This window comes from Haladaptatus sp. T7 (assembly GCF_026008575.1).
GTDB lineage: Archaea > Halobacteriota > Halobacteria > Halobacteriales > Haladaptataceae > Haladaptatus > Haladaptatus paucihalophilus.
On record NZ_BROP01000001.1, the window covers coordinates 934,425 to 947,147 of the forward strand.

At 60.5% G+C, this 12,723-nt stretch carries 13 protein-coding genes; 5 read left to right on the forward strand and 8 right to left on the reverse strand.

The genetic code is table 11. The annotated features are described in order from the left end of the window. Positions 1 to 17: 17 nt before the first annotated feature. Genes OPC11_RS05150 through OPC11_RS05165 form a run of 4 tightly spaced genes read right to left on the reverse strand, consistent with a single transcriptional unit; the run spans position 18 to position 4,342 of the window. Positions 18 to 893, reverse strand: coding sequence for a carbohydrate ABC transporter permease (locus OPC11_RS05150; RefSeq protein ID WP_264781209.1), 876 nt, complete (start codon positions 891 to 893; stop codon positions 18 to 20). Beyond that, positions 893 to 1,837 carry a sugar ABC transporter permease gene (locus OPC11_RS05155; RefSeq protein WP_306421003.1) on the reverse strand — a complete coding sequence of 315 codons (945 nt, stop codon included), beginning with the start codon at positions 1,835 to 1,837 and terminating at the stop codon, positions 893 to 895. Before OPC11_RS05155 ends, OPC11_RS05150 begins: the two co-directional genes overlap by 1 nt. Positions 1,838 to 1,864: 27 nt before the next feature. Continuing rightward, entirely contained in the window at positions 1,865 to 3,268 is a 1,404-nt protein-coding gene (locus tag OPC11_RS05160; protein ID WP_264781211.1) for a sugar ABC transporter substrate-binding protein, read from the reverse strand. A 48-nt stretch (positions 3,269 to 3,316) separates the two neighbouring features. Continuing rightward, positions 3,317 to 4,342 (reverse strand): zinc-dependent alcohol dehydrogenase family protein, encoded by a 1,026-nt coding sequence (locus OPC11_RS05165; protein WP_264781212.1) that lies wholly within the window; start codon positions 4,340 to 4,342, stop codon positions 3,317 to 3,319. Positions 4,343 to 4,620: 278 nt separating this feature from the next. Here OPC11_RS05165 and OPC11_RS05170 point away from each other — a divergent pair, with 278 nt between their 5' ends. Further along, positions 4,621 to 5,382: an IclR family transcriptional regulator gene (locus OPC11_RS05170; RefSeq protein WP_264781213.1), complete on the forward strand. Its 762-nt coding sequence runs from the start codon at positions 4,621 to 4,623 to the stop codon at positions 5,380 to 5,382. A 101-nt stretch (positions 5,383 to 5,483) separates the two neighbouring features. Beyond that, on the forward strand, positions 5,484 to 5,921 hold the full coding sequence (locus tag OPC11_RS05175) for a GNAT family N-acetyltransferase (protein ID WP_264781214.1): 438 nt from the start codon (positions 5,484 to 5,486) through the stop codon (positions 5,919 to 5,921). A gap of 101 nt (positions 5,922 to 6,022) precedes the next feature. Here the strand turns inward: OPC11_RS05175 and pdxS are convergent, their stop codons facing one another. Beyond that, positions 6,023 to 6,931, reverse strand: coding sequence for a pyridoxal 5'-phosphate synthase lyase subunit PdxS (gene pdxS, locus OPC11_RS05180; protein WP_007976801.1), 909 nt, complete (start codon positions 6,929 to 6,931; stop codon positions 6,023 to 6,025). 107 nt (positions 6,932 to 7,038) lie between these two features. Here pdxS and OPC11_RS05185 point away from each other — a divergent pair, with 107 nt between their 5' ends. Both OPC11_RS05185 and OPC11_RS05190 read left to right on the forward strand, forming a co-directional pair. Continuing rightward, entirely contained in the window at positions 7,039 to 7,767 is a 729-nt protein-coding gene (locus OPC11_RS05185; RefSeq protein ID WP_264781215.1) for a DUF1405 domain-containing protein, read from the forward strand. 217 nt (positions 7,768 to 7,984) lie between these two features. Next, positions 7,985 to 8,293 carry a hypothetical protein gene (locus tag OPC11_RS05190; protein ID WP_007976799.1) on the forward strand — a complete coding sequence of 103 codons (309 nt, stop codon included), beginning with the start codon at positions 7,985 to 7,987 and terminating at the stop codon, positions 8,291 to 8,293. 53 nt (positions 8,294 to 8,346) lie between these two features. Here the strand turns inward: OPC11_RS05190 and OPC11_RS05195 are convergent, their stop codons facing one another. The 3 genes from OPC11_RS05195 to OPC11_RS05205 all read right to left on the reverse strand — a co-directional run bounded on the left by OPC11_RS05195 (position 8,347) and on the right by OPC11_RS05205 (position 11,661). Then, complete coding sequence (locus tag OPC11_RS05195; RefSeq protein WP_264781216.1) at positions 8,347 to 9,240, reverse strand: DUF6293 family protein; 894 nt, start codon at positions 9,238 to 9,240, stop codon at positions 8,347 to 8,349. A gap of 742 nt (positions 9,241 to 9,982) precedes the next feature. After that, positions 9,983 to 11,452 carry a sodium:solute symporter family protein gene (locus OPC11_RS05200; RefSeq protein ID WP_264781217.1) on the reverse strand — a complete coding sequence of 490 codons (1,470 nt, stop codon included), beginning with the start codon at positions 11,450 to 11,452 and terminating at the stop codon, positions 9,983 to 9,985. Next, entirely contained in the window at positions 11,449 to 11,661 is a 213-nt protein-coding gene (locus OPC11_RS05205; RefSeq protein ID WP_264781218.1) for a DUF3311 domain-containing protein, read from the reverse strand. The genes OPC11_RS05200 and OPC11_RS05205 overlap by 4 nt, the downstream gene beginning before the upstream one ends. A gap of 194 nt (positions 11,662 to 11,855) precedes the next feature. On the opposite strand from OPC11_RS05205, the gene OPC11_RS05210 reads away from it, so the two are divergent. Then, positions 11,856 to 12,581 (forward strand): sugar phosphate isomerase/epimerase, encoded by a 726-nt coding sequence (locus OPC11_RS05210; protein WP_264781219.1) that lies wholly within the window; start codon positions 11,856 to 11,858, stop codon positions 12,579 to 12,581. Positions 12,582 to 12,723 lie beyond the last annotated feature (142 nt).

The following is a 12,723-nucleotide window of genomic DNA, read 5'->3' on the forward strand; positions in this document are numbered from 1 at the left end:
TACAGTCGTAGTTTCGTTCATTCTTTTAGCACCACACCGAAGCTGAGTCCAGCAGCCAGGTACTTGTTGACCAAGATGAGGAAGACCGCGACAGGGATGATCATCGCCATCGAAGCAGCTGCAAGCATCGACCACTCGATCGAGCGCGAGCCGATGAACGAGTAGACGTACAACGTCACCGGGACTGCTTTGGAGTTGGTCAGCACGAGCCCGAACAGCAACTCGATCCATGCGAAGATGAAACTGATAATGGCGACCGAGTAGATTCCGGGTTTTGCCGCCGGAAGGACGACTTTTCGGAACCCCTGAAATCGCGTTGCGCCGTCGACCCGCGCTGCTTCCTCCAAGGTCACGGGGATACCATCGAAGAACGCCTTCATCACCCAGACCACCAACGAGAGGTTGATGCTGACGTACATGAGGACCATCCCGATCCTGGTGTCGAACAAGTTGAGCTTCCGGAAGATGAAGAAAAACGGGAGCACAACGGCGATCGGCGGGAGCATCCGTGAGGAGAGGATCCACACGAGTACGTCCCGTTCCATGGGGATGTCGTATCGAGAGAGCACGTACGCCGCCGGTACACCGATCAGCAGGACGAGCACCACCGATGCCGCCACCATGATCAGGCTATTACCGAACGCCGTGACGAACTTCGACCGCTGGAAGAGCTGCAGGTAGTTGTACACCGTCGGCAAGAAAACCCAGTCCGGCGGGAGCGTGTTCGCCTGTCCCGGAGGCTTCAGTGACATGGACGCGAGCCAGTAGAGGGGGAACAGCACAACGAATGACCACGTTAACAGGATGGCGTGTCGGACCACCGAAACGATCTTCTCGCGCGTGTCTTTTTCGAAGCGTTGGGACGAACCGGGTTCGGCTTTTGTCGTCGCCATCAGTCCCACACCCCGTCAAAGCCGACTTTTGCGATGACGATATTACACAGCGCGACGACCATGATTAGGTAGACGACGGCGATGGCTGCGGCGACGGTAACCTGGTTGTTGACGAACATCTGTTCGTAGATATTGATGCTCACTAGCTGCGTCGCTGTCCCCGGCCCACCTTGGGTCAGCCCGTACACGACACCGAACGTCCGGAACAGATCGATCATCCGGATGAGGGTCGCAACGAACACCACCGGCTTCATGTACGGGATGATGACGTGGACGTAGCGACGCCAGAGTGGCGCTCCATCGACTCGCGATGCCTCGACCAGCGTGTCGGGTACCGAGGATAAGCCCGCGTAGAAGATGATGAACATGAACGGCGTCCAATTCCACGTATCCATGAGAATCACCGTTAGCAGCGGCATCTTCGAGAGGAACGCCGGTGCGGTGAACGGGGTCGCCGAGTTGATCACGTACGGAATGATTCCAACCTCGCTGTTCAACATGATTCGTCCGATCGTCGCGAGCGACACGGGTGCGACTGCCATCGGAATAATGAACAGAACCCGATAGAACGACTTGAGCCGGCCGGAGCCGACACCGGCAACGAGCGCTGCCAAGACGAACCCAAGGACACTCTCGAGGATCAACGCACTGACGACGACAGTGATGGTGATGATGAGCGAATGCAGCGCACCACCACGGGAAAACGCCGTCGAGAAGTTACTCAGACCGACGAAATCGGCCGCGAATACGTTCAGCGTCGGCTCTTTAATCAAGCTGAGATAGAGATCGTAGGCGCCGGGGAAGAAGGTAATCAGAACCATTACCATCGCCATCGGTGCGATGAACCAGATCGGGAGATGGTCGTTCCACAGTCTCCGGACCCTCGCGATCTTTCCCTCGGGCTTTGTTCGCGTTTCCGATTGCGTCTGTGTTGGTGTACTCATGATTTTATCTGTGTCCGAACGGCTAACTCACCCGCTGTAAATGTTTTCGGCGACGGTGGCGGCCTTTTTCATCGCTGCCTCGGCCGATTTCTGCCCGGCGATGGCTCGCTGTAGTTCTTCGGAGTACTGCTGGCCCCACTGGGGATACTTCCGGTCGAACGGGTCCGGTTTCGCTGCCTTCAGCGAATCGAGCGTGATCTGGGCGAAGTCCTCGCCGACACGCGACCGGAACTCGTCGTTCTTCCAAACCGACTGGCGAACCGAAAATGCGGCGTCGTTATTGAGATGCATCCACGTGTTGGTCGGTTTAGACGTCGCCCACAGCATGAAGAGGAAACCCTGCTTCGAGTTCTTCGCATTCTTCGACGTCGATATCTGCCAGTTGTATGCGTTAGGGGAGAACTGACCATCGGCCGGCTTCGGTGCTTTCGCGATACCGATCTTATCACCTACTTTGGAGTCGGATCCGGTCAGGTCCGGCCAGAACAGATTGGCGTCCGCGACGATGTGACCGGCGCGCCCCTCTTGCATCGTCGTGAGCACGTCGGACCAGGTCTGGGTTGACGCGTCCTGTGGACCGTAGTCTTTCAGCAGGTTGACGTACCACTTTGCGGCGTCGATGGTGCCGTCCGTATCGAGACCGGAGTTGTTCGGGAAGTCGGTCCAGAGTGATGTGCCGAACTCGCGGAGGAACGTGTTCAGGATGTAGATGTTCATCCCGTAGCCTTTCTGTCCGCGTCCGACCGTCCCGGCGATGTCGGACTCCGCTTCGTGGATCGTCTTTGCGTTCTGTCGGAATTGGTCGAGGGTCTCCGCGACTGTTAATCCGTGTTTCTCGTATAGGTCTGTCCGGTAGAACTGGGTCTGGACCTCGACGGTGATCGGGAGTCCGGTCCACTTGTCGCTATAGCCACCGCCGTGGGCCTGCCATTTCGACGCGTCGAACATATCGCCCGGCTGATACCAACTCTCGTCGTACAAGCTGCTGTCATCGAAGTACGGATCGAGGGGTTGTAGCCACCCTTCGTGGCGATACTGGTTGACGACTTGATCCATGAAGAATACGTCGAACTGTCCAGCACCGGTACTGGCATCGGTTTGTCGCTTGGTCCGGAATTGATTTTCCGGCAGGATGTTCCAGACGACATCGATTCCGGTGAGTTTCTCAAAGATCGGAACGGCGGGCTTGATTGCATCGACCCACGGGTGCTGGACGGCACCGATGTTGATCTTCGAGTCCTCGAACTGTTTCCAGTCTATGTCAGACTGTTGGTACTTTTTGAGTGGAATATCCGCACCACCGTCCGATTTGGAGTCGGTATTAGCGCTGTCATCGGAACCGGTTCCACCGCGTGTGCAGCCCGCGATGCTGGTGAGCAATCCTGCACTGGTCGCCGTCAGAAACGTCCGTCGATTGTGTTTTCCGTTCATAATTATGTCAGATCTGTGTGTATCTCTGTGGTGTTCGTGGTTACTGCACTACCGATTGGGGTAGACTATCTTTTTCAGCCCTTCTCGAGCCTCCATCTGTTCAAACGCCAGTTCGATGTCGTCGAGTGAGAACTCGTCAGTGACGAGCGTGTCAGTATCGATGCGACCGTTCTGGAGAAGCGTGACCGCACGGGCGAACGAGTCCGGAGTCAACGAGTAGGTACCGACAATCTCTCGTTCCTCGTAGAACACGTCGAACGGTGAGATTTCGACCGTCGCATCCTCCGGCGGAACGCCGAACACGAGGGTTCGACCGCCAGGTCCGGTGAGTTCGTGGGCTTGCTCGATGGTGTCTGGCAGTCCAACGGCTTCGATGGCCACATCGACGGAACCGACGAGGTCCGGGATCACCGTCGTCGGGTCCTCCTCGGTCGGGTCGATGACGTAGTCCGCACCGATGTCGAGCGCCGCCTCACGTCGCTCCGTGACGGGTTCGGAGACGACGAGGGGCCCAGTAGCACTCGCCCGGAGCAGTTGCGTGAGCAACAGCCCGATTGCACCAGCGCCGACGATGACGACCGTCTCACCGCTGGTGAGACCGATCTGATCGACGCCGTTGATACAGCAACCAAGGGGTTCCGCGAAGGCCGCCGTCCGGTAATCCATGTCGCCGATGTCTTCGACGTTGCTGGCAGGGGCCGTTACGTACTCCGAGAACGCACCCTCGATGATATGTTCGGCCGCGCCGCCGAGCGAGGTGAGATCCTTGCAGAGGTTTTCCCGTCCGGATTTACACGCCGAACACTCGTTGCACGGGATCGAGGGGTTGATCGCGACGCGGTCACCCACCTCGTAGTCGTCTATGTCGTCGCCCACTGCCACTATCTCCCCGGCGCTCTCGTGGCCAGGGGTCATCGGGTAATCGACGGTGAGTGACCCGCTGTACATGTGCACGTCCGTCGTACAGACGCCGCAGGCAGTGACTTCTACGAGCAGTTCATCGCTGTCCGGCTCCGGTCGTTGCCGGTCGTCGATTTCCACCGAGTTTACGTCCGTGAATGTTGCTGCCTTCATCGAACTAACTGCCCAACCCCATTCAGAAGTCACTGTTAAATGTTTCCCCTCAAAAACCAAATATCGCCTTTCACGCGTCGAGAACCACGATATCTGCATTTCAGAATCGTTCTTCTCTGGAAAACAGGATTCCATTCAACGTAAAAATAGTAGGTGAAAACCCAAATAATGAACGATTATGTACGTCTCGGCCAGTTATCAATCGACTCTTTCGAGGGAGTTGTTTTCCTCTGAAGAACAACTGATATGGATTTCTAGCTCCTATCGGGAATCGAGTGATGTCGAGCCAAAGCCCGAAGATCGTCGAAGCAACGACACATTCGTTCGAAATTTTAGAGACGCTCGTCGAGGCAGATCGACCGATGGGAGTCACGGAACTGTCCAACGCGGTCGGACTCTCGAAAGGGGTGACCTACAACCACTTGGGGACACTCTCGGAACTCGGCTACGTCCGGAGAGAAAACCGAAAATACTGTCCGTCACTCCGCTTGCTATCGCCCGGCGAGCAGACGCGCTCGAACCACGAGGCCTACCGCGTCGCACGATCACACGTCGACAACCTCGCCACGACGACCGGCGAAGTCGTGACGCTCCTCGTCGAGGAAGACGGACTCGGCATCTGCACGTACATGGCGGGTACCGACATCTGGTCACCGGACTACGTTTGTGGCGATGCGTTCCCGTTACACGTCTCCGCGCCCGGAAAGGCGATTCTCGCTGCGCTCGAAACAGACCGAATCGACGAGATTGTCGCGCGACACGGCCTGCCATCGGTGACAGACCACACTATTTCAGACCGACAGTCGCTCGAAACGGAGTTGCGGTCGATTCGAGATAAGGGGATCGCGTTTTCCAGAGAAGAACAGTTCGAGGGAGTCGTCGGCATCGGAATCTCATTCGGTCTCGACGAGCGCGCGCCAGCCGCCGCGATCGGAATCTGTGGACCCAGAGGTCAACTGTCCGGTCGCTACCTCCAGGAGGACATAACCGGTCAGGTGATCAGTACGGCGAAGTCGATACAGGTCGAACTGCGGAAGTGATCGATGCGGCCACCATCGCTGGCAAATTCTACGAACCACCACGACACACATTCCCATACTCTCGAAAAACCATTATTTAAGAAAAGGAAACGAACTAATGGATGGTACTCACACGCGACATCGAACTCGACGACGCAGGAGAGTTGACCGACCTGTACGAGGAATACGAGTGGTGGGAGGACCGCGAGGCCGCAGATGTCCGAACCGCCCTCGCCGAAACCGAAGTCGCGGTCGGCGTCGAGGAGAATGGTACTCTCGTCGCTGCAGCACGTATCCTGACCGACTACACGTACTACGCGAACGTCTTCGACGTGATAGTGGCCACCGACCGCCGCGGCGAAGGGTTCGGTAAGATACTCATGGAAGCCGTCGTGGACCACCCCGACCTACAGAGCGTCGTCGGTCTCTCGCTGCTCTGTCGCCGTGGACTGGTGCCCTACTACGAGTCGGTCGGCTTCGAGCTGTTCGACCCCGAGATGGAAGTCCCCGAAGGCGGCGTCGAGACGCTGGTTCGAATGACGTACCGGCAGACCGACTGATGGACGCACGAACCGACTGATGGACGCACGAACCGACTGACGCGGTTGCCACTCCGTCTCGAATCGAAAGCGCGTTAACGCGCGGCGAAAAGGGATCTTGATTAATTTCCGCGGCCCTGCATCTTCTCTTCTTCGGGCAGGTCCACGTTGGCCTCTCCCTTCATGCCCGAGCCGATGTCCTTACTAATCTCGGCGAGGCGCTCCGGGTCGTCCCAGTTGTTCGTCGCTTCCACGATGGCGTTGCCCATCAGCACGGGGTCCTCCGCACCGAAGATACCCGACCCGACGAAGATGCCGTCGCAGCCGTGGTGCATCATCAGCGCCGCGTCGGCGGGCGTGGCGATGCCGCCCGCCGCGAAGTTGACGACGGGGAGACGGCCCGCTTCGGCGGTTTCGTGGACGAGTTCCGCGGGGGCTTCGAGTTCGCGGGCGAGCATCTCGCGTTCCTCGTGGGTCTTGCCCTGCAGTTCTCGAATCGCGCCCTTGATGGTGCGCTGGTGGTGGACGGCCTGGTTCACGTCGCCCGTACCGGCCTCGCCCTTGGTTCGGATCATCGCCGCGCCCTCGTTGATGCGGCGAAGCGCCTCGCCGAGGTTGCGCGCGCCGCAGACGAACGGCGAGGTGAACTCGCGCTTGTCGATGTGGTACTTCTCGTCCGCCGGGGTGAGCACCTCGGACTCGTCTATCATGTCCACGCCGATGGATTCGAGGATTTGGGCCTCGGTCGTGTGACCGATTCGCGCCTTTCCCATCACCGGGATGGACACTTCGTCGATGATCTCCTCGACGTCGGCGGGGTCGGCCATCCGCGCCACGCCGCCGCGCTTTCGGATGTCCGCCGGGACGGCTTCGAGCGCCATGACGGCGACCGCGCCCGCGTCCTCCGCGATGCGAGCCTGTTCTGGGTTCACGACGTCCATGATGACGCCGCCTTTCTGCATGCGGGCGAACCCGCGCTTGACCAGTTCCGTGCCGCGCTTCAGTTCCTCGATGTCGGTTGGCTCTGCCATGCATGCCCCTAACGAAGGGGAGGGTTAAGACGTACCGATTGCGGAACGGCTAATGCGGTGACACGCCAACCGAAGCCTCTTTGCCCCGACAATTCCTCGCCGTGGGTATGACGACCCTCCCGCCGCTTGAGGACCTCCCGTGGTACGTCGCACCGCTTCCCCAATGGCTGGAGGATTTCGGCTTGCGAATGGCGTGGCCCATCGTGATAATCAACCTCGTCGGCACCGCGTTCGGCTTCTGGTACTACGGCTTTCACCCGTACCCGTTTTCCGACCCGCTAATGACGTGGCAGTTCGGCGTCGAACCGGCCGTCATGTGGCCCTTCGTCCCCGACAGCCCGATGGCGACGCTGTTCATCGCGCTGTCGCTCGCCCTGTGGAAACTCGGACGGAACAACGAGTGGGTGAACATGCTCGCCTTCTTCGGGTGCATCAAACTCGGCCTGTGGACGCCGTTCGTGCTGGCCGCGTTCTTCTCGGGATTCATCGGCGTCGGCTGGCCGATGTACGCCTTTCTGTTCTGTAGCCACCTCGCCATGGTCGTCGAGGCGTTTCTCATCCACCGCTACAGCGACTTTCCGGTCGGTGCCGTCTTCGTCGCCGTCGTCTGGTACGGCTTCAACGACTTCGTTGACTACTTCGTTCCCATCGTCGGTACACCCCACCACACCGGCCTTCCGGCCCAACAAATCCTCGCCGCGGGATACAGCCATCCGTCGCCGACCCACGAAATCGCGGCGGCCGGTGCGGTCGTCATCACTCTGCTGGCGACGTTCCTGGCGCTCACGACGCGGGTGGAGAAGTTGGAGGCGGGGACGATAGAAGCGGAGCGATAGGAACTGGACGATAGAAGCGGAGCGAGAGAGACGGGATGATAAAAACGAGGCGAAAAGTCACGACCAGCGTTCGGTGTTCTCGGGACGTTCCAGTTGAAAACCGGAGGAATCAGTGAAACAGGAGAGGAATCAGTATCGAAACAGCTGTTCTAGTAGTATTCGATGGCATTCAGTACTACCCAGTATATTTTAGTATAATCCCGTCGAAATCCGTGCCATGCCCATCGACAGAGACGAGTTTCGACACCTGCCGGACGCCGCGCTCGATATTCGACAAGGAACCAACGCCCACCGCGTGATGTCGTTTCTCGCCGTGAACGACCAGCAGGCGTTCACTCGGTCCGAGGTGCGCGACGGCACGGACATCCCGGATGGTAGCGTCGGCCCGGTGTTGAGCCAGTTGGCCGACGACGAACTGGTCGAACACCGCGGCCAGTACTGGACGCTCGCGACGGAGCAGTTGGAGGCGGCGGGCGAAGAGGGGTTCCTCGAAGACCTCCGCGAGCAGTGGAAAGAGTACCTGTAGAAGGGAAAACAGCCGATTGGACCGCCCTCCGCCCTACGCGTCTGTCCTCCGCCCTACGCGTCCCCGTTCGTGTGTGCCCGCACCCACAGCTCCCCGATTCGTGAGAGTCGGGTGCGGTAGGATTTGCCCTCCTCTTCCTGTTCGATGTAGCCCTTTCCGCCCGGTCCGAGGCGGTCAACGTTGTAGATGACTTTCGAGCGGAAGCTGTCGGTGTACTCCTCGTTCAGATCGCGGGCCAAGGTCTGGGCGAGTTCGCTCACGCTCTCGAACTGACCGTGGTCGCCGAGCGTGAACAGGATGAGTTCCTCGAACGGCTTGACGTTCGAGAACGAGGCGACCGGCAGTTCCACGATGTGTCCCGAGCCGACGCGCTTCGCGCCGATGGTCGTCCCGCGCTCGTCGAACTCCGAGAGCAGGTCGCGGGCGCGTTCGAGGTGGGTTTCGATGCTCCCTTCGTCCACTTCGCCGTTCAAGACGGATTCGAGCAGATCGGTCTCCTCGCGGAGTTCCTCGGCGAGTTCCGTCTCCAGATACTTCTCCGGGGCGGTGTAGTAGGTGTGAATCCGCTCGCGGTCCTCCTGCCGTTCGACCATGATGGAGTGAGCGGCGGTGGCGAACGCGAAGCTGACCGTTCGGGGCATGGCGCTGACGTTCACCCACACCTCGCCGCCGCCGTCGAGTTCGGCGTTGATGCGGTCGTAGGCCTGTTCGAACGCGGTGTCGTAGTCGTACACGTCCTCGATGACGACGCGTTCAGTTTCCGCGCCGAGCAGGTTCTCGAAGTCCTTGCCGAGTTTGCGGGAGAGGTTCCGCGAGTATTCGACGTTGGCCTCGCTGCCCACCGCGCCCTCCAGGAGGATGACGCGGTCCACGTCGAGTTGGTCGCGCACGAGCGGCGCGATGAGCCGGTCGTAGTCGAAGCCGACCGGGACGATGTGTGTCTGCATGCGCGGAAATTCTCACGAAACGGGTTTAAAGTCGTCGTCAACGCGTTTGGGGGATGCGTGGGAGATTTTTCGAAATCGTTCCCCGTTCGGGCCGACGAGAAGTTCCCGCTGACCGGGCGGCCTCCCGCTGACTGGGCGGCCTCTTTCATCCCCGCGAGGAACGAGCGGGGAGTTGAACGGCGGAGGTTTTCAGAAGTCCTCCCACAGCACCGCAACCGCATCAGCCACTCCCTCCCCAGCCGATTCCTTCGCATTCGCTCAGTCATCCCTCACACGCTACGACGGAACGACGTGGCCGACCGCTGGCCACGTCGCCCCGACAGCGCGCGCCAGAGTAAAAGACGAGATTTGCTCGAATCTGGGCAGTCCACCTCGGCGTGTGCGACAGCAAGCCTTCGGCTATTGGGGCCGAAGGCTTGCGGGTTATCACGCGAGGGATGAGTACCGCAACGAAGTGAGGAACGCAATCGGTTGGGGAGGGTGTGGGTGTCGCGGTGCTGTCTGTGTGGTTGGATTGAAAGGGGCCGCCCGCTCGCGTCTGCGTGGTCGGTGTGCGGGCAACTATTCTGGCCGAACGTGGCGGAGAGGCCAGAATATCTCGCACATCGACCGCGAGCGGGCGGGGGCTTTCGAGGCATCAGCCATCCAACTATTGTCGGCCGTGTGGAAACCAAGACGGGAGACCGTTCAGAAACAGGAAAAGCGAGAGTCGCCGATTTGCATCGACAAAAGACACCGGATGCTAGTCGGCGTGGAGGTCGAAGTAGAGGTCCGTCTCCTCGCTCGGAGCGGCCGCGGTCACGGCGGAAACGGAGACGGTCAGCACCAGACCGAGGAGCATGCCGACGACGGACGCGAGCCACCCGCCGTAGGTGTCCGGCACGAACGGCAGGAACACGCTGGCGAGGTAGAATACTTGACTGCCGAGAAGTCCGACGAACATCCCAGTTCGCGTCACCCGCTTCCAGTAGAGGGCGACGATGACGGGGAGCGCGAGTTGGGCGAATCCGCCGAAGGCCGTCGAACCGATGGTCATGATGGTGCCGGGGGTGTACAGGCTGGCGACGAACGCGGCGATTGCGAAGACGGCGACGCCGATGCGTCCGAGGGTGTCCTCCCAGCTATCGCTGGCGTTCGGATTGACGAACGGGCGGTAGAGGTCGCGGGTGAAGTACGACGACCCGGAGAGGAGCATCGAGTCCGACGAAGACATCATCGCGGCCATGGCACCCGCGATGACCAGCGCGGCGAACCACGCGGGAGCGTACTCGGAGAGCACGATGGGAAGGACGTTGCCGTTCTCCGGCACGTCGATGGGCAGGCCGCGCGCCCACGCGCCGAGCATGAACGCGGGGACGAACAGCAGGACGACGAGGATGGGCCACAGCGAGAACGTGCGCTTCAGGACTTTCTTCGACCGGGCGACGAAGAAGCGCTGGTTGACCTGCGGGAACATCGCCACGCCGAAGGCGATGCCGATGGCCTGCGAGAGCATCCACTGCGGGGAGTACGGCACGCCGCCGAGCGAGAGAAATTCGGGATTCGATTTCGCCATTCCGGCGGTCGCGGCGCTCATGCCGCCGAACTCGGTGAGCGCCCAGAGCGTGGCGGCCCAGACCATGACGAGCATGAACGCACCCTGTAATGTGTCGGTCCACGCGATGCCGCGCATGCCCGAGAGGACGACGTAGGCGATGATAAACACCGTCACGAGACCCGCGCCGACGGCGTAAGAGATGTCGCCGCCGGTCAGCGCTTCAAGCGCGGTTCCGGCCCCGACCTGCTGGAGCATGACGTAGGGGAACAGCCAGAAGAGACTGATTGCGGCGACGAGGCCGCGGAGTGCGGACGAACCGAACCGGTCGCCGAGCATCTCGCCGAGCGTGACGTAGCCGTGTTCGCGCCCGAGGAGCCACTGCTTGTAGCCGACGACGTACCAGAGGACGGCGAACAGCACGCCGTCCATCAATCCCATGACGAGAATCCACTCCGGGCCGGACCCGTAGGCGACGTTCGGCCCGCCGAAGAACGTGAACGCCGACAGGAGCGTCGCAAAGGTCGTGAACAGCAGGACGACGGTCCCGAAGGTCCGACTGGCGAGGTAGTAATCCTCCGCGGTTCGGTCGGTCAGCCGATACGCGAGCAGGCCGATCAACAGCGAGAGGACGAGATAGCCGCCGATGATGCCCAACTGGAGCGTCGTGTCGCTCATGCTCCCTCCTCGATGCCGATGCCCCACGCGCGGTTCGCAAACAGCGTGAAGACGAGCGACACCACGATCATCCAACCGATGTGCCACCAGAGCCACACCGGCAACCCGTACGCGACCCGCCCGTCGCCCCAGAGGAACCACGGGATGGTGAGCGCGATGAGCACCGCGAACACGACCGCCCAACCTATTCGCCCGAGATTGCTAATCATTATCCGAACGTATGAACCGACGGTGATAAGAGTTGCCAAAAATGTTCGGAGGTCGATTTCGAAGAGAATTCCTCTTCGAAACCCGGGTTCGTACCCGTCCCGTTGATGCGGTTTCGACGGAATGAAATCGAGACGGGGAACGAGCGTTACAGGGAGAACAACCACTAAAGCCGTCGGGGTAGCACGTGGAACCCATGACGCGAACCGCGATTCAACTGTACACGCTCCGTGAACTGAACGAACCGCTCCCCGACCTGCTCGCGCGGGTCGGCGAGGCTGGCTTCGACGGCGTGGAGTTTGCGGGGTTGGGCGATGCGGACCCGGCGGCCGTCGCCGACGCGCTGGACGACGCGGGATTGGAAGCCGCCGCCGCCCATGTCCCTATCGGCGAGTTGGAGGACGACCCCGGACGGGTCGCACGCGAATACCATCGACTCGGCTGCGAGTGGGTAGTCGTTCCCTACCTCGAGGCCGCACACTTCGAGAGCCGGGAGGCGGCGACTCGAACGGCCCGCCGATTGGACGAACTCGCGGCGCGGATGGAGGGACACAGCACCTCGCTCGGCTACCACAACCACGACCACGAGTTCGCGTCGGTGGACGGCGAAACCGGCTTCGAGATATTCCTCTCGGAGTCGGAGGTCGAAATCGAACTCGACATCGGATGGGCCGTCGCGGCGGGGGCGGACCCGCGTTCGCTCCTCCGGTCGCTGGGCGACCGCGTTCCGCTCGTCCACGTCAAGGACACACACGACGGGGAGCCGGTCGAACTCGGGGACGGCGACGTGGACCTGACCGCGTGTGTGGATACGGCGAAGGAAGTCGGAGCGGATTGGCTCGTCTACGAACACGATAACCCGGCCGACCCGCTCGCGTCACTCGCCCACGGTGCGGAACGCCTTCGGGAATTGAACGGGTAACGAACCCCCCATCGGTCAAATTCCAACCATCGATGAATTTAGTTGGAATAATGTGGTAAAATCACCGGACAGAACCCCCGTGACGACAGGTATTTGGGCGTCGGAGCGCCACAATGAGACGTATCCATGGCAACGCTCATGG